13 protein-coding genes and 1 pseudogene are annotated in these 15,715 nt (G+C 60.0%); 9 read left to right on the top strand and 5 right to left on the bottom strand.

The genetic code is table 11. The features are described 5' to 3' along the window. Nucleotides 1–10 precede the first annotated feature (10 nt). Nucleotides 11–736: an aspartate/glutamate racemase family protein gene (locus E1K68_RS14175; protein ID WP_212614270.1), complete on the top strand. Its 726-nt coding sequence runs from the start codon at nt 11–13 to the stop codon at nt 734–736. 335 nt (nt 737–1,071) lie between these two features. Here the strand turns inward: E1K68_RS14175 and E1K68_RS14170 are convergent. Continuing rightward, nucleotides 1,072–1,329: pseudogene (locus tag E1K68_RS14170) on the bottom strand (GNAT family N-acetyltransferase); the annotation flags it as partial. Nucleotides 1,330–1,585: 256 nt separating this feature from the next. On the opposite strand from E1K68_RS14170, the gene E1K68_RS14165 reads away from it, so the two are divergent. The 4 genes from E1K68_RS14165 to E1K68_RS14150 all read left to right on the top strand — a co-directional run bounded on the left by E1K68_RS14165 (nt 1,586) and on the right by E1K68_RS14150 (nt 5,814). Then, nucleotides 1,586–2,557: a helix-turn-helix transcriptional regulator gene (locus E1K68_RS14165; protein WP_003191264.1), complete on the top strand. Its 972-nt coding sequence runs from the start codon at nt 1,586–1,588 to the stop codon at nt 2,555–2,557. Nucleotides 2,558–2,654: 97 nt separating this feature from the next. Then, nucleotides 2,655–3,527 (top strand): transporter, encoded by an 873-nt coding sequence (locus tag E1K68_RS14160; RefSeq protein ID WP_034135016.1) that lies wholly within the window; start codon nt 2,655–2,657, stop codon nt 3,525–3,527. A gap of 23 nt (nt 3,528–3,550) precedes the next feature. Beyond that, nucleotides 3,551–4,705, top strand: coding sequence for an MFS transporter (locus E1K68_RS14155; RefSeq protein WP_120248066.1), 1,155 nt, complete (start codon nt 3,551–3,553; stop codon nt 4,703–4,705). Next, on the top strand, nt 4,702–5,814 hold the full coding sequence (locus tag E1K68_RS14150; RefSeq protein ID WP_003191270.1) for a class II histone deacetylase: 1,113 nt from the start codon (nt 4,702–4,704) through the stop codon (nt 5,812–5,814). Before E1K68_RS14155 ends, E1K68_RS14150 begins: the two co-directional genes overlap by 4 nt. Here E1K68_RS14150 and E1K68_RS14145 read toward each other — a convergent pair. Further along, complete coding sequence (locus tag E1K68_RS14145; RefSeq protein ID WP_212614269.1) at nt 5,804–6,943, bottom strand: glycerate kinase; 1,140 nt, start codon at nt 6,941–6,943, stop codon at nt 5,804–5,806. The genes E1K68_RS14150 and E1K68_RS14145 overlap by 11 nt on opposite strands. Nucleotides 6,944–7,270: 327 nt before the next feature. On the opposite strand from E1K68_RS14145, the gene E1K68_RS14140 reads away from it, so the two are divergent. Further along, a complete protein-coding gene (locus tag E1K68_RS14140) occupies nt 7,271–9,067 on the top strand; it encodes an alpha/beta fold hydrolase (protein WP_003191272.1) in 1,797 nt (598 codons plus the stop codon). Next, the gene (locus E1K68_RS14135) at nt 9,055–10,287 is read left to right on the top strand and encodes a T6SS immunity protein Tli4 family protein (protein WP_003191274.1); all 1,233 of its coding nucleotides are present in this window, start codon (nt 9,055–9,057) and stop codon (nt 10,285–10,287) included. Before E1K68_RS14140 ends, E1K68_RS14135 begins: the two co-directional genes overlap by 13 nt. Before the next feature lie 32 nt (nt 10,288–10,319). Here the strand turns inward: E1K68_RS14135 and E1K68_RS14130 are convergent, their stop codons facing one another. Further along, nucleotides 10,320–11,423 (bottom strand): sugar diacid recognition domain-containing protein, encoded by a 1,104-nt coding sequence (locus tag E1K68_RS14130; RefSeq protein WP_034135022.1) that lies wholly within the window; start codon nt 11,421–11,423, stop codon nt 10,320–10,322. A 157-nt stretch (nt 11,424–11,580) separates the two neighbouring features. Here E1K68_RS14130 and E1K68_RS14125 point away from each other — a divergent pair, with 157 nt between their 5' ends. Beyond that, entirely contained in the window at nt 11,581–12,891 is a 1,311-nt protein-coding gene (locus E1K68_RS14125) for an MFS transporter (protein WP_057711319.1), read from the top strand. A gap of 107 nt (nt 12,892–12,998) precedes the next feature. On the opposite strand, the gene E1K68_RS14120 is transcribed toward E1K68_RS14125, so the two are convergent. Then, complete coding sequence (locus E1K68_RS14120) at nt 12,999–13,832, bottom strand: hypothetical protein (protein ID WP_034135024.1); 834 nt, start codon at nt 13,830–13,832, stop codon at nt 12,999–13,001. A 271-nt stretch (nt 13,833–14,103) separates the two neighbouring features. Here E1K68_RS14120 and E1K68_RS14115 point away from each other — a divergent pair, with 271 nt between their 5' ends. Continuing rightward, nucleotides 14,104–14,970: a hypothetical protein gene (locus tag E1K68_RS14115; protein ID WP_212614268.1), complete on the top strand. Its 867-nt coding sequence runs from the start codon at nt 14,104–14,106 to the stop codon at nt 14,968–14,970. A gap of 25 nt (nt 14,971–14,995) precedes the next feature. Here the strand turns inward: E1K68_RS14115 and E1K68_RS14110 are convergent, their stop codons facing one another. Continuing rightward, the gene (locus E1K68_RS14110; RefSeq protein WP_003191279.1) at nt 14,996–15,700 is read right to left on the bottom strand and encodes an SDR family oxidoreductase; all 705 of its coding nucleotides are present in this window, start codon (nt 15,698–15,700) and stop codon (nt 14,996–14,998) included. Nucleotides 15,701–15,715 lie beyond the last annotated feature (15 nt).

Raw genomic sequence — 15,715 nt, 5'->3', positions numbered from 1 at the left:
GGAGCATCACATGCGCACCATCGGCCTTATCGGCGGCATGAGCTGGGAGTCCAGCGCCGAGTATTACCGTCTCATCAACCAGCGCGTGCGCGATCAGCTCGGCCCGCTGCGGTCGGCGCAAGTGTTGATGTACAGCGTGGATTTCGGCCCGGTGGAACAGGCCCAGCATGCCGCGCGTTGGGACGATGCCGCGCTGATCTTGGAAGATGCCGCGCGACGCTTGCAGGCCGGGGGGGCTGATTGTGTGGTGCTGTGTACCAACACCATGCATTTAGTGGCACCTCGCATTGAGGCGGCGGTGTCGATTCCCTTCCTGCATATTGCTGATGCCACGGCGACGGCGGCTCTGGAGGCTGGGACCTTGACGGTAGGCTTGCTGGGTACCGCGTTCACCATGGAGCAGGATTTCCTTAAATCGCGCCTCGCCGCCCAGGGGCTCACCGTGCTGGTGCCAGACGCGGATGAACGCAAGGCGGTGCACCGAATCATCTATGAAGAGTTGTGCGTGGGCGTCATCAGTGACGCCTCGCGCCAGGTGTATCAGCGGGTGATCCAGACACTCGCGGCACGCGGTGCTCAGGCGATTATTCTCGGCTGCACGGAAATTTGCCTGCTGATCCAGCCCGAACACAGCGCCCTGCCACTGCTGGACACCACCGCGCTGCATGCGCAGGCCGCGGTCGGGTTTGCCTTACAGGGCACAGGTATCGCCACAACTTTTTTAGCCGCTACCTGAACCCAATATCCTGGTTGGCTGTCAGGCCTTCTTCGCGAGCAAGCCCGCTCCCACAGGGGATCTGTGTCGGGCGCCGATTTTGTGGGCAATGCATGACCAGTGTGGGAGCTGGCTTGCCTGCGATAGCGGTGGTTCAGTTGAAGACTCAGTGGCTGACACAACGCCATCGCGGGCAAGCCCGCTCCCACAGGGAATCTGTGCCAAACGCCGATTTTGTGGGCAATGCATGACCAGTGTGGGAGCTGGCTTGCCTGCGAAGGCGGTGGTTCAGGCAAAGACTCAGTAGCTGACACACCGCTTTCATCGAAGTTGTATAGAGCCCTATGCTTACAGGATCAAGCCGATGTGCGCAGGCGCGCCATGCTGAAGGTGTCGACAAACACGCCATCACGCAGGGCATAGTCACGTAATCGCCCTTCCACTTCGAAGCCGAACTTGCGGTACAGGTTGTGCGCAGCTTCGTTGTCGGCGTAGACCGTCAGTTCCACACGGCGCAGGTTCATCCAGTTGTCGGCCACCTCCAGCGCGGCCGCCAACAGCCGCGAACCGACGCCCTTTCCCTGCCACGCGGGCGCCACGCCCATACCCCCTGAATCACGATAGACGGTTCAGGCACGTGCATTGCATTTCATCCTATGAAAGACAGGTGGCCGGCCAGTGTAGAGGCTAAGTCGCCCACCTGACGAGCCGGAGTTTTCCCACCGGCCAACCAGCACCATCCTGCATCTGAACGATAGCGATCCTTGCGCGCAACGCCGATACTCAGCCCAGGCCCTGCCCCGTCAACCCGACGCTTTGGCCTTCACCCTGTGACGAGAACAACAAAAAAAGTCCCACAGAGGAACACCCATGAACCGTCTCGATCCCGCGAGCCTGTTACAGGCTTTCAGCACTCTGACCCTGGACCTGCAACGCCTGGCCCAACACCAGGACATCGAACACTTTCAACACCATGCCCTGGCGCGCCTTAGCCAATTGCTGGCCTTCGACAGCGCCTGGTGGGGGCGCTCGGCGGTTATCAACGGTTTGCCGCACGAGCACAACAGCTACCTCTACCAGTTGCCCCCCGACTATCTGGCGGACTGGCAGTCGATCCGCCATCTGGACGTCACCGTTGCGCGGGTGCATGCGTCGCCCGGCGAGGCGGTGATCATCGATATGCGCGACTCCGCCAACGGCAGCGCCTTGAACTGGCTGGGGCAACGCCACGGCTTGGGTGAACTGCTGTGTGTGATCCATATCGACCCGCAAACCCACCTCAGCCACCACCTGACACTCTACCGCCAACCCGCTGCACCCAAGTTCAACGTGCAGGATTGCCAGATGATTAATAACTTGATGCTGCACCTGGTGGCAGCAGTCTCGGCAAACCAGATCCGCACCTTGGTGGCGATGCGGGAAACCCTGACCAGCCCGCGCAACCTCGCGCTGGCGGTGTGCGACCCACGGGGAGTGTTGCAATGTGCCGAGCGAGGGTTTGTCGACCTGCTGCTCAGCGAATGGCCGCAATGGCGCGGCCCCACCCTGCCGGTGCCTCTGGATGAACGCGGCCATGACGGCAAGCATATCCATATCCAGGCGTCCCCAGTGGGCGACCAGTTGCTGTTGGCCGCACGCATCAACCGCGCCCTGCCCCAGCTCAGCCCACGGGAAAACGATGTTGCCCAAGGCTTTGGCGAGGGCAAGACCTACAAGGAAGTGGCCCGCGACCTTGGCCTCTCGCCCAATACCGTGCGCCACCATATTCGCGCCATCTATACCAAGCTCGGCGTCAAGGACAAGGCACGCATAGCGCACCTGGTGCACGCCCCGCCCGACTGACCCTGCCCGTTTCTCCCAAGGTTTACCACGGTCGTTTTTCAACGGTCACGGGCTGCTGTTGCCCTTTTTTCGGCCTTCTCACACGAGACGCTTCTTCATGACTTCCACATGCTTACGTAACCTGACAGTGCTGTTCGCCACCCTGCTCAGCGTCGACAGCCAGGCGGCCGACCTCAACGCCCGCGACTTTTTCGCCGCCCCACCGGGTACCAGCCTGGGTGTGTTGTACCTGCCCGCCACACGCGCCGGGGATTTCCATGGCCCCGCCGACAGCACCGGCAAGGCCGACCTGCGGGTCAACGCCGTGGCTTACCGCCAGGTGTATTTCACCGACGCCTGCGGCACGTTGTGCACGCCACAATTCATCCTGCCCTTTGCCGACATCAACGCACGCCTGCCCGGCGCCAATCAGCGCAGCCGCGAGCGCGGCCTGGGCGACCCACAGGTGGGCGGCACGCTGTTTTTCGTCAACGACCCGGCCTCGCGCACTTACAGCGGCTTGTTGAGCCTGATCACCGTGCCGGTGGGTGAATATCACAGCCAAAACCCGGACGTGTCCCCCGGCGCCAATCGCTGGGGCGCCACCTTTGTCTACAACTACACCCACGGCATCGGCGAAAAATGGGTACTGGAAGCCAACCTGGAAGCCCAGCTCTATGGCCGCAACAACGATTACTTTGGCAGCGAACTAAAGCAAGCCCCGCTGTATCGCCTGCAGGCCTTCGCCTCCTATGACTTCAGCGCCGCCACTTCCGGCGCACTGCGCCTGATCCACGCCGACGGTGGCGCCCTGCGTCTGAACAACCGCAGCCTCGACGACACCCACAAGCGCTATACCCAAGTCGGCTTCGAATTCGGGCATTGGCTCGACCGGCAGAACCAACTGATGGTCAGCCTTTCGCAAAACGTTGCGGCTTCCAATGGCTACGCCGGCACCGAGGCGTTGTTACGCCTGGTGCATGTGTTCTGACCCCCTTTCCCTGGAGCTTGAAAATGCCCATTTCCACCGCTGCGACAACGGCACGGCTGGCGGCGATCGTGCTGTTTGCCGCCATCACCCCGACCATCCTGATGACCGCTCCGGCCGTGGCCGCGCAGTTAGCCAGCCAGTGGCAACTGAGCCCGGCGCGTATTGGTGACTTGTTTTCCGTGGAGCTTGGCGCGATGAGCCTGGCAACCTTGCCCGCCTGGTGGTGGCTCAAGCGGGTTGACTGGCGCACCGCCGCCCGGGTCGCCGCGCTGTTGTTCATTGCCGCTAACCTGCTGTCAATGCTCGCCGACACCTACGCCGTGCTGCTGGTGTTGCGCGGTGCCAGCGCCCTGGCCGGCGGTTCGTTGATGATCCTCTGCCTGGCCAGTGCCGCCACCACCGCCAATCCCAGCCGAGTCTATGGTTTGTGGGTTATGGGGCAGTTGATCGTCGGTGCCGTCGGCCTGGTGGTGCTGCCTGGTTTGTTCGAACGGTTTGGCTTGAATGCCTGCTACCTGATCCTGGCAGGGTTGATGACCCTGCTGCTGCCATTGGCGCGGGCCTTTCCTGCCGGTAGCCCTGCGTTGCCCGCCAGCCGCACCCCGGTCTTGCCCGGTTCACGCTGGAAAGCCGCCCTGGGGGTTGGCGCGGTCCTCGCCTTTTACATCAGCCTGGGGGGCGTATGGACCTTTATCGGTGCCTTGGGCGCCAGTGCCGGGATTTCTGCGCAGCACAGCGGCGAGATTCTCGCCATCGCCACCGTAATGGGTATTGCTGGCGCTGCGAGCGCCTCACTGATCGGCGCTCGTCTGCCGCGTGGTGCGCTGTTGTTGCTGGGCTACACGTTAATGGCAACAGCGGTGCTCCTGTTGCTCGGCCAGCCCGCCTTGCTGCGATTCGCCCTGGCCGCGCTGCTGTTCAAATTTACCTGGACCTTCATCCTGCCGCTGATCCTGGCCTGCCTGGCCGACCTCGATCACAGCGGCAAGCTGATGAACGCCTCCAACTTGGTCATCGGTGGCGGCCTGGCCATCGGCCCGGCGCTCGCCGGCCGCCTGATCGAAGCCAGCGGCGGGTTCAGCCTGTTGCTGCTCGGTGCAGCCGCTATCACCTTGCTGTCCCTGGTGATGATCGTCGCCAGCCGTCCCCACTCCTCCACTGAATTGGAACTGGTATGAACCTAACCACCGCATTTTTTTTCGACGAAATGAGCCTGTGGCACAGCGCCGGCGCCCATGCGCTGACCCTGCCCGTGGGCGGCTGGGTGCAGCCGCCGGCCGGCAGCGGGCATGCCGAGTCACCGGAGACCAAGCGGCGCTTGAAAAGCCTGTTGGATGTCTCCGGACTCAGCCGCCACCTGCACCTGCATAGCGCGCCGCCCGCCAGTGAAGAGGACCTGCTGCGCGTCCACAGCCGTGCTTACCTGCAACGTTTCAAAGCCTTGAGCGATGCCGGCGGCGGTGAGCTTGGCCCCCAGGCACCCATAGGGCCTGGCAGCTATGAGATCGCGCAACTGTCCGCAGGTTTGACCCTGGCCGCCGTGGACGCGGTGCTCAAGGGCCAGGCGCACAACGCCTATTCGCTGTCGCGGCCACCGGGGCATCACTGCCTGGCAGACAGCGCCATGGGCTTTTGCTTTCTCGCCAATATCGCCATTGCCATCGAGGCCGCCAAGGCGCGCCACGGGCTGGGCAAAGTCGCCGTGATCGACTGGGATGTGCACCACGGCAACGGCACGCAGTCGATCTTCGAAGAACGGGCCGATGTGTTGACGATTTCCCTGCACCAGGACGGCTGCTACCCGCCCGGTTACAGCGGCGAGCAGGATCGCGGCCGGGGCGTCGGCCTGGGCGCCAACATCAATATCCCGTTGCCGCCAGGCAGTGGTCACGCCACCTACCTACAGGCCATGGAGCGCATCGTGCTGCCCGCCCTTGAGCGCTTCGAACCGGAGTTGATCATCGTTGCCTGCGGTTATGACGCTAACGCCGTCGACCCGCTAGCGCGCATGTTGCTGCACAGCGAATCGTTCCGGTTAATGACCCGCGCCCTGCGCCTGGCCGCCGAACGTTTGTGCCAGGGCCGCCTGGTGCTGGTGCACGAGGGTGGCTATAGCGAAGCCTATGTGCCGTTCTGCGGCTTGGCGACCCTGGAGGAATTGAGCGGCGTGCGCACGGCGGTGCAGGACCCGATGCTTGAGCTTGTGCACTTGCAGCAGCCGGGTGCGGCGCTGCAGGGGTTTCAAGAGCAGTGGGTGGAACGATTGGCGCACGGGGTCAGCGAGTAGCTGCCAGGCGCCATACCCGCGCAATGTCCGAGGCCCGCTCGCGTAACAGACGCGGGGCCTCGTGGCAGGCCTGCTCAAGTGACATCGGCCCCGACGGCAAGGCGAACGCTGCGTCCACACCATGAGCGTACATCTGCTCGTAGCCGTCGCCCAAGGTGCCCGCGATCACGATCACCGGCACGCCATGTCGCTGGGCAATGCGCGCCACGCCAAACGGGGTTTTGCCACGTAGGGTCTGGGCGTCGAAACGGCCTTCGCCGGTGATGACCAGATCGGCGCCACGCACCGCTTCATCCAGGCTAACCAATTCAGCGACCACCTCAACCCCCGGACGAAACTGGGCAGCGAGGAACGCCTTGGCGGCAAAGCCCAGACCACCGGCGGCGCCGCTACCGGGTTCGTCGCGCACATCCCGGCGCAGCACCTGGGCGCAATGGTCGGCGAAGTGGCCAAGGGCAGCGTCCAGTTGTGCCACTTGTTCGGGGTTCGCGCCTTTTTGCGGGCCAAAAATCGACGAGGCACCGTGAGGGCCGCACAGGGGATTGTTGACGTCGGCGGCGATTTCAAAACGCACCTGCGCCAGTCGCGGGTCGAGTTGTTCAAGGCTGATATGGGCCAGACGTGCCAACGCCAACCCACCCGCCGGCAGTGGCTGGCGTTCGCTATCCAAGAGCTGCACGCCAAGGGCCTGCATCGCCCCCGCTCCGCCATCGTTGGTAGCACTGCCGCCAATCGCCAGGATGATGCGCAGCGCCCCGGCATCCAGCGCGGCGCGGATCAACTCGCCGGTGCCATAGGTGGTACTGGAGCATGCGTCGCGCTGCCCCGGCGCAACGAGTTGCAAGCCGCTGGCCTCGGCCATCTCGATCATTGCGGTATGGCTGTCGGCCAGCCAGCCCCAACGCGCCTCGACGCTGTCGCCCAGCGGGCCTCGGACCGTTTGCCTGCGCAGCTCACCCTTACACGCCGCGAGCACCGCATCCACCGTTCCTTCCCCGCCATCAGCCATCGGGCATTGAAGCACGTGCGCATCCGGCCAGACCTGGGCCCACCCACCGGCAATCGCCTGGGCGACGCCTGCGGCACTCAGGCTGTCTTTGAACGAGTCGGGGGCGATCACGATTTTCATGGGCTTTCTCCGGTTTTTATAACGCCCATGCTGCCAGTTGGCTGGGGGAATGACGCGGGGCCGATGCACAAGTGTGGATGGGGTTTTGTTGTTCATTCCTACAAAGTGACACGCCGCGATGAATAAACGCCAAACCTACGGGCCGGCTTGTTTGATCTATCTGTCAGCAACGACTTTCAGCAGTGTAGGACGCCTCTTTAATGCGCACGCTCCCTTGAGGCTCGCAATTGCACGCTAATAGAGTGTGGCCCAGAAGATTCCAGACAATATCAATCCGGGGGGCTCCACGCCGAACGGCAGCAGCGCCCTCGATTCAGGGAGAATTTCATGGCCGATACCTCTCAAATGCCACGCATAGCGCCGCTCTCTTATAACGCCCGGGGCAACCCTGTGCATACCTGGACCCTCACGCCCAGCCATATCACCGACCCGGTGCACTGCATATTGCCGCCGGACGGGGTGCTGCCGGTGATTTTTGTGCCGGGGATTATGGGGTCGAATTTGAAGAGCAAACCGGAGAAAGGAAAGGGAAAGAATAAGGCGGCTCCCGTCTGGCGGTTGGATGCGGGGTTCATGGGTAAGAATATGTGGTTGGCCCTGAACTGGATAAACAAAAAGGCGGGTATACGACAGCAACTGTTGCACCCCGCCAGGGTAGAGGTTGATAACAAAGGCGCGGTGCCGGAGCGCTCTGTCGGCACGGTCATAGTGCCGCCAGAACCGGACAGGAAAAAAACCATCCTGGCTCTGACCAAGCGCTACGAAGAGCGCGGATGGGGCGAAGTCAGCGAAACCAGCTACCACGCGTTTCTTCTGTGGCTTGAAGACACCCTTAACAGCGAATTCATGCCGCACAAATGGCCGCAATTCGACATTCGGCCTGAGCATCTGCACACCCGCAGTGTCGAGCCCGGCCCAGTTCAAGTCACCGAGTTGAAACCTGAAATGCCCATCGCCATGCCCGGGTTGGGCGCTAACCTGGCGGCGCAGTTGCCGTCGATTATTTCGGACGAGTTGGCGGCGCGTGGTGGCTACCGTATGCCGGTGCATGCCTGTGGTTACAACTGGCTGGACTCCAACGAGGAGGCCGCTTCAAGGCTGGCTGTGCGTATTGATGAACTCATGCAGCAGTACGGTCGCAACTGCCAACAGGTGATTCTGGTTACCCACTCCATGGGCGGGCTGGTGGCACGTCGATGCGGGCAGCTACCGGGTATGGCCGACAAAATTGCCGGCGTCGTGCACGGCGTGATGCCCGCCATCGGGGCGCCGGTCGCTTACCGTCGATGCAAGGTCGGCATGCGCGACGAAGATCCCATTGCCGGCGCGGTCATTGGCCCCACCGGTCAGGAGGTCACCGCTGTATTCGCGCAGGCACCCGGTGCCTTGCAATTGCTGCCCACCCAGGATTACGCCCCGGGCTGGCTGCGGCTGATTGACGAACGTGGAGCCCCGGCTATGCCGCGTCAACCGGTAAAGGATCCTTACGAAGAGATTTATCTACGCCGTGACCGCTGGTGGGGATTGTTGCGTGAAGAGTGGTTGGCACCGAAGGATGGGGATCCGATCACTTGGGAGACATTTGCGATAAACATAAAGAAAGCGAGCAGCTTCCATCAACGCATTGCAGGGTCATACCACCCTCAAACCTATGTTTACTATGGCAACGACGATAAATATCCCAGCTTCGAAACCATCACCTGGGAGATGCGCCGAGGGTCTCGCCTCAACGGCCCCTATGCATCAAGCCCCGACGCCTTCACGGTGTCCAGCTTGCAAATGCCCGAGGTGCGTGACGACGGGCGAAGCCCCCTGTACGTAGGCGGGCAAGCCGAAAGTGTAATGCCCCCACGCGGTGACCCCAATGCGCCAGTAAAGACCGTACAGACCAGCTATTGGGAACTGCATTGCCGTATGCAGGACGGCGCTGGCGACGGCACCGTACCGGTGAGCTCCGGCCGCGCGCCGATCAGGCAGATCCGCCAGGGTTCTGTCCGCCAGCAAGTGCAAGCCCCAGGGTTCGATCATGAAGCGTCCTACGCCAACCCGCTCACTCAGCAATTCACCCTCTACTCCCTGATCAAGATTGCGGCGAAAGCCAAGAGGCCTCTATGCGCAGGCTGACCGTATTTTTTACATGCCTGCTACTTGGATCGGTTGCAGGGTGCACCACCTTCAAACAACCCAGTGAACAGGAGAAACAAACCGTGCACGAATTGACCAGCAACATGCGCACCTGGGCGCTGGGCCGTGGGCTGATAGATTTGCCCGCCAGCTGGACGGGGGGCGGGGATGTGAAGTTGTACTACGGGCTGGGGGCCGATCATGCATCCGTTGAAGTGCGGGTGTTAGGAGAGGGAGTGACGCGAGAGCGGTTTGATGCGGCTGTGTACGAGCGAGCGAGTCGGATTGCTTCCGTAAAAAACTACAATCATTCCGATGTGTCGATGCTGGTATCGGCGAAAGTCGTAACGGCACAACATAGGTTATTGCAGTACTACGAGAGCGTTGAAATTGCAGACTGGTTCGTGCATGAGTCCCATCTGTTGATTGGTGACGTTTACGTCATGCTCCGCGCTGACTCCTTCAATGGTAATACCGCCCCTGTTGAAGATCGTCTGTTAAAACTTTCAAAAGAGATCTTCAAAGTCACCCCTGAAACCGCAGGCGCAGGCTTTGCACTGGACTCCATTGTCATTCGCAGTCATCACGATCAGGAGATCGCTAGTTTCGACTTTAGCCCACCAGCCTCAGATGTCTCGCTGAGTATCTATATCAACGCTTTGTCGCCTGATGATGAAGAACGCTTGCACGTGCGCACCCCCAAAGACGGGCAAATTTTTCTCGCAGGGGATTACGAAAATTTGCGGGCAAGGAAAATTACGTTGGCCGGCATGCAAGCCGAAGAGTCCCTGATCGGCTTCAGCGATGACACTCACCGTCAAATACTCTTTGTGAGCGAAAACTACCGGGACAATCCTTCGCTGGCTCGGCCTGGCATGAGCATCCGTTTGTCGGCGGGTGGCATGAAAGGAGAGCCAGTTGATCCCAACGAACCGGAAGATCTAGTGCGCTGGACCCTTCCCCAATTCGCCAACAAAGGCTACGAACTGCCTCTCTGGCAACAACCCGCGTCACCAGAACCCGTCAACCCTTCCCTCACCGACTACGAAGCCATGGCCGTGTGGGACGCAATCCTCAAATCCGTACGCATCCGCTACGGCTCGGTCGCGCCCAAGCCGGACCCCTGGGCCAACATTCGCGGGCCCAGTGCCGAAGAAGCTGCCGAAAGCAAGCGCATCCTCGATGAGTTCATTGCCAGCTTGGAAAAACGTAAGCCGTGACAGGGAGAACAGCTAATAACATCGTGCGAATTTTAGCGTTCGCTCTGGGGCAGCAATTGGACGCCCAGGTACAAGGCAAGCATCCCATCGAGCGTCAGCGGGTCCACGCCGCTGAGTTCAGCGATTCGCTCCATGCGGTAGCGCAGGCTGTTGCGGTGAATGCCCAAGGCGTCGGCACACGCCTGGCTTTGCCCGTCGTGTTCACACCAACTGCGCAACGTGGCGAGCAGTTGCCCGTTGCTGTCCTTGGCCAACACTTTGCGCAACGGATTGAGCAGTTCGTCCAGGGCGTCGTCGTTGCGATGACGCCACAGCATCACCGGCAGGCGATAACGGTTGAGGGTCAACAGCCGTGATTGCGGCAGGATATCGCGGCCATAAGCGAGCAGATCACCGACCCGGCGGTAACAGCGGCGCAGCCCCGCCAAACCTTCCGCTTGCCCGCCGATGGCCACGCGCAGGACGTTCCAGCCCAGGCCGTCGAGCTTTTCCAACAAGCGGGGATTATCGACCTGCACCGCGGCGGGTCGGCACCACAGCAAGGAAAACTGCGCAGAACTGACGCACCAACTGTCCGGGTAACGGCTGGCGAGCCAGGCGCTCAAAGCCTCCGCCGTTTGGCCGGGGCCCAGTTCAAACAGGTACGGCGTGCGCGCCAGTTGTGGCTTGAGCCCCAGTTGCTGGGCTTCGTCCACCAAACGTGGGGAGTCGCCGCTGTCGGCCAACAGCAGGGCCAGCAGATCATCGCAGCGCTGGCGCCGCCATTGTTGCTCGGCTTGCTGGTGGCGTTGGCTGACCAGCATTTCAGCGGTCATGCGCACCAGTTCGGCATAGGTGCGCAGCCCATCCGGCTCGCCGGTGATACCCAGCACGCCGATCAGGCGTTGATCATGCAGCAGCGGCAGGTTAATGCCCGGCTGCACGCCCTTGAGATGCTTGGCGGTCTGCCCGTCGATTTCCACCACCCGCCCATTGGCCAATACCAGTTGCGCCCCTTCGTGACGGGTATTGATCCGCTCCGGTTCACCGCTGCCCAGGATCAAGCCCTGGCTGTCCATGACATTGACGTTATACGGCAGGATCGCCATGGTGCGATCGACAATCTCCTGCGCCAGGGCATGATCCAGCTCGAACATGGGGCTAATTTCCTGAAAAAGGTTGTTCACCGGCACAGCGCAAAGATGGCTTGACTGTGCGCCAGCACAAAGACAGTTGCCCATCACGTCATCGAGACTGTTGGGGCGGTCAACGTTACCCTCGCACCGCGTAAAATCATAATAAAGAGAGAATCCCATGTCACAGAGCGCCACTGCCGCACTGGCCAGCGATGACGATAAAAACGCCATCTACAAGCGCGTTACCCTGCGCCTGATCCCCTTCATCTTTATCTGCTACCTGTTCAATTACCTTGACCGGGTAAATGTTGGCTTTGCCAAGTTGCAGATGCTCGATGCATTGAAATTCAGTGAAACCGTGTACGGCCTCGGGGCCGGGATTTTCTTTATCGGCTATGTGCTGTGCGGCGTACCGAGCAACCTGGCGCTGACCCGGTTTGGCCCGCGGCGCTGGATCGCGTTGATGATGATCGTGTGGGGGACGCTCTCCACATGCCTGCTGTTTGTAACCACGCCCACGCATTTCTACACCCTGCGCCTGCTCACCGGTGCCGCTGAAGCCGGCTTCTTCCCCGGTGTGGTGTTGTACCTTTCGCAGTGGTTTCCGACCTTCCGCCGTGGGCGGATCATGGCGCTGTTCATGTCGGCGATCCCGGTTTCAGGTTTGCTCGGCAGCCCGTTTTCCGGCTGGATTCTCAATCACTTCGCTGCCGGCCAAGGTGGCCTGGCAGGCTGGCAGTGGATGTTCTTGCTGCAAGGCATCCCCACCGTAATCCTCGGCGCCCTCGCCTACTTCCTGCTCAGTGACAGCTTCGCCAATGCCAAATGGCTCAAGCCCCATGAGCGCGCGGTGCTGGAAGCCGACCAGGCCACTGACCTGGCGAACAAGCCGAAAACCACCAGCGACTCCCTGGCCGAAGTGTTCAAGAACCCGGCGATCTGGGCATTCGGCCTGATCTACTTCTGCATCCAGAGTGGCGTGTATGCGATCAACTTCTGGCTGCCGTCGATCATCAAGAACATGGGCTTCAGCGACAACCTGGTGATTGGCTGGCTCAGCGCGATCCCGTATCTGTTGGCAGCGGTGTTCATGCTGCTGGTGGGCCGCTCCGCCGATTTGCGCAAGGAGCGCCGCTGGCATTTGGTGGTACCGATGTTGATGGGCGCCATTGGCCTGGTGATCGCCGTTAACTTCGCCACTACGCCCGCTATCGCCATTCTCGGCCTGACCATCGCCACCATGGGCGCCCTGACCGGCCTGCCGATGTTCTGGCCGGTGCCCACCGCGATGCTCAGCGCGGGCGCGGCGGCGGGTGGCTTGGCGCTGATCAACTCCATGGGCCAGATGGCGGGTTTTCTCAGCCCGTATATCGTGGGTTTTGTGAAGGATGCCACCGGGTCCACGGATATGGCGTTGTACCTGCTGGCGGCGGTGATTGTGGGTGGGAGTGTGCTGGCGTTGCGGATGACGCGTACGTTGAAAGCATGAGGACTATTTTGCGGTCATAAGGCTTGCCCTCGCCCGCAATCGGCAAGGCGCTCATCCTGATAACCAAGGATGGGCGCCTAAAGGGTCAAGCGCGCAGGCATAGCCGACTACGAATGATGGACATCGAAGGAGCCAACAGCGGAAAACTTATTGAGTTCATCGTTGAATTCGCACTCGAAGTTCCCCTTGGCATACCCCGTTTCAGGTACATGCTCTAAAACCACCTGACCACTGCGTGCCTCTAACAAGGCACGTTTTACGAACTGCGTGAACAACACTATTACCGCCGGATCGTCACCCCCCAACTGATAGGTGCCTGGCGGCGTTCCCTTGTTAACCACAATAGACAAAAGATCGTCTTGAGTCGGAATGGGGTCATAGTTATGAATGCGCCCTTTTATAGAATCGGCATCCTTGGGCAGCGGAAACAGGTCCAGATGATTTATCTCGACCGTTGTTGCTTCAAATGTCGGATACGGACGCGCTTCACCCCTAAAGTCCGCGTTGATAAAGCCAGTCCCGTTGCTGACCTCAAACGTGCCACTGGAGACCTCGATTTCATGAGAGGTACCGATTGCTTGTGCTTTGAAATTGAACGTTGCCGCCATCCGGTTATCTTTAAGCGATACCGTGATCTCCCCCGTCTGGGCAACGAAATTAAGCTGCTGCGTATAGAGCGAAATGACGGTGTTATGGCTGCCTATCAAGAAGGTTTGAGGTTTTCCGTCGTCACACAAGTTGCTAGGGACGTTGACGGTGAACACAATCAAACTACCGCCGGTTGAGGGGCGCCCGTAACTGATGAGTGTCCACACATCTTGATCCAGACGTAGTTCTTGGGTGGGATCGCCAACATAATCAAGCGCCAAGTAGCCGTTCAATGTGGCGGTGAAAGTGCCTTTCGACAACGGTAAAATAGGGACATGCAGTGACTGTTTCATGTTAACCAGCCTCGCCAATAAATAAGTTGATAAAAGAGTTTGTGGGAATGTTAGTACCCTGCTGGCTCGGGCGACACTGTCAACTTTGACAGGTATAAAAAATGATTCTCTTATAACAGAGTCCTATAGAAGGGTGCACCATCAGTAAGAGAGGTGCTCCTAGCGACTCTAGTAATCAATAAACGTTTTCTAGCCTGTAATTTCTAACAGTATCCAAACCTTATCCGTGCGCCTAGGCTGAGGGCTCAGTCACGCTTGGAGGGCTATCGAAATGAAAGGCAAAACAGCAGCTACTGAAGGTACTTTTAACGTTACGGTGACAGGCCAACATAACGTCGTTTTCATCGGCGACGCCGACAAGATGGAGCTATACCGTGAGACGAGTGGGTTATGGCATTTGGCTGCGACCCAGCGCTTATCGGACGTACCGAGTGATTTTCTAGGTATCGATATTTTGCTTCCTTCCGATTTACCTACGGACGGAAGTAAACACACCTACTCGTTTGCAGAAGGCGCAACCAGGCTTCATTTCTCTACGTATGAAAACCAGGGAAATCCAACCTATGCCGCCACTGCAGGGAAAATAGAGGTGTCATTCGACGGTACGAATCTAAAGGCCTCTTTTGGGGCGAGCGCCGAATTTGGCAGCCAAAAAATAGAGCTGGTTGACGGCACGGCGGAACTGAGAGGCCTTTCAACTGGCCTGACTGCACAATACCCGGCAACGGGCGAACTGAAAGCGGTGTTCCAGGGTGGCCCATTACCGGATCCAAAGTTTGTCGCAACCGAATTCAGAATTGATAGCTCAGATTTCGGCGGCCACCGCCCTGATCACCGAATGTTTATCGGCGACCATTACGATGACGACCTATCGCGAACTCGAAATATTCTATCCATCGTGATCAATAAGGACACGAAAGGACTGACCCATGTTTTGGCCGGCAACAACAATGTCCGGGTTCAGTTTATGCGCCTAGACACGTACGGTGGGGTGACAGCCCATGCGGGTACGCTGAAACTGAACGAAGAAGTCACCGACGATCATGGCTCGGGGGAGTTTTCCTGCTCCTTTCGAAAAAATGACGGACCTGAGTTTACTGTCGAAGAGACGTTTCGACTGACCAGAGTCCGTCACTGAGCCAATCACCTTGCGGGCGGGGCGTTTACAGCAGTCCCCCGCCATCAATGTCGATGATGCTGCCAGTCAAGAAGCCATTTTCCATTGCCAACACATACCCCGCCGCCACCTCCTGAGCCTGCCCCACCCGCCCAACCGGCAATGCGCCGCCCGCCTTGGCAAACATCGCCATACGCTGCTCTTCTCCAAGCCCTGCATAGGCCGGCGTGTCAATTACCCCGGGGCTGATGACATTGACCCGACGCGGTGCCAGTTCCTTGGCCAACTGTTTGCCCAATGCCTCGGTCGCGGCGTTAATGCCCGTCTTGATGAACTGCCCTGCCGCCAACTTGCGCCCCAGTTGGCCCGAGGTCAGGCTGATGCTGCCCTGTTCATGCAAAAAGGGCAGTGCCTGCTGAATGGCACGTAGTGAGCCCCAGAGCTTCACATCGAAGTTGTCCTGAGCTTCATCCAGGTTGGTTTCACTCAAGGGTTTGGCCTGCACCGAAGGGCCCGAGGTGTAGACCAGATGGTCAAAGCGCCCTACGGTCTCGAACAGCCGCTGCAAGGAGGCGCTATCAGTGACGTCCACCGGCTCACTGCGCAGGCCGTTGGCGGAGCTTGACGCCAAGCGGCGCCCGGCCACGACAACGTGCGCGCCGCGTGCCAAGGCTGCCTGGGCCACTGCCGCGCCGATACCGCTGCTGCCGCCGATGACGATGATGGTTTTACCGCTCAGAGAAGAGGTCATGAGAAAACTACCTGG

The sequence above is a fragment of the Pseudomonas sp. B2021 genome (assembly GCF_018135665.1).
In the GTDB taxonomy this organism is placed as follows: domain Bacteria; phylum Pseudomonadota; class Gammaproteobacteria; order Pseudomonadales; family Pseudomonadaceae; genus Aquipseudomonas; species Aquipseudomonas lactis.
The sequence above is the reverse complement of the archived record's forward strand: the minus strand, read 5'-3'. Positions and strand labels throughout refer to the sequence as shown.

Excerpts from the sequence above, each read along its gene's own strand:
- E1K68_RS14175 (WP_212614270.1), top strand. The coding sequence starts at position 11 with ATGCGCACCATCGGCCTTATCGGCGGCATGAGCTGGGAGTCCAGCGCC.
- E1K68_RS14140 (WP_003191272.1), top strand. The coding sequence starts at position 7,271 with ATGGCCGATACCTCTCAAATGCCACGCATAGCGCCGCTCTCTTATAAC.
- E1K68_RS14135 (WP_003191274.1), top strand. The coding sequence starts at position 9,055 with ATGCGCAGGCTGACCGTATTTTTTACATGCCTGCTACTTGGATCGGTT.
- E1K68_RS14130 (WP_034135022.1), bottom strand. The coding sequence starts at position 11,423 with ATGTTCGAGCTGGATCATGCCCTGGCGCAGGAGATTGTCGATCGCACC.
- E1K68_RS14150 (WP_003191270.1), top strand. The coding sequence starts at position 4,702 with ATGAACCTAACCACCGCATTTTTTTTCGACGAAATGAGCCTGTGGCAC.
- E1K68_RS14145 (WP_212614269.1), bottom strand. The coding sequence starts at position 6,943 with ATGAAAATCGTGATCGCCCCCGACTCGTTCAAAGACAGCCTGAGTGCC.
- E1K68_RS14125 (WP_057711319.1), top strand. The coding sequence starts at position 11,581 with ATGTCACAGAGCGCCACTGCCGCACTGGCCAGCGATGACGATAAAAAC.
- E1K68_RS14160 (WP_034135016.1), top strand. The coding sequence starts at position 2,655 with ATGACTTCCACATGCTTACGTAACCTGACAGTGCTGTTCGCCACCCTG.
- E1K68_RS14110 (WP_003191279.1), bottom strand. The coding sequence starts at position 15,700 with ATGACCTCTTCTCTGAGCGGTAAAACCATCATCGTCATCGGCGGCAGC.
- E1K68_RS14115 (WP_212614268.1), top strand. The coding sequence starts at position 14,104 with ATGAAAGGCAAAACAGCAGCTACTGAAGGTACTTTTAACGTTACGGTG.
- E1K68_RS14120 (WP_034135024.1), bottom strand. The coding sequence starts at position 13,832 with ATGAAACAGTCACTGCATGTCCCTATTTTACCGTTGTCGAAAGGCACT.
- E1K68_RS14155 (WP_120248066.1), top strand. The coding sequence starts at position 3,551 with ATGCCCATTTCCACCGCTGCGACAACGGCACGGCTGGCGGCGATCGTG.
- E1K68_RS14165 (WP_003191264.1), top strand. The coding sequence starts at position 1,586 with ATGAACCGTCTCGATCCCGCGAGCCTGTTACAGGCTTTCAGCACTCTG.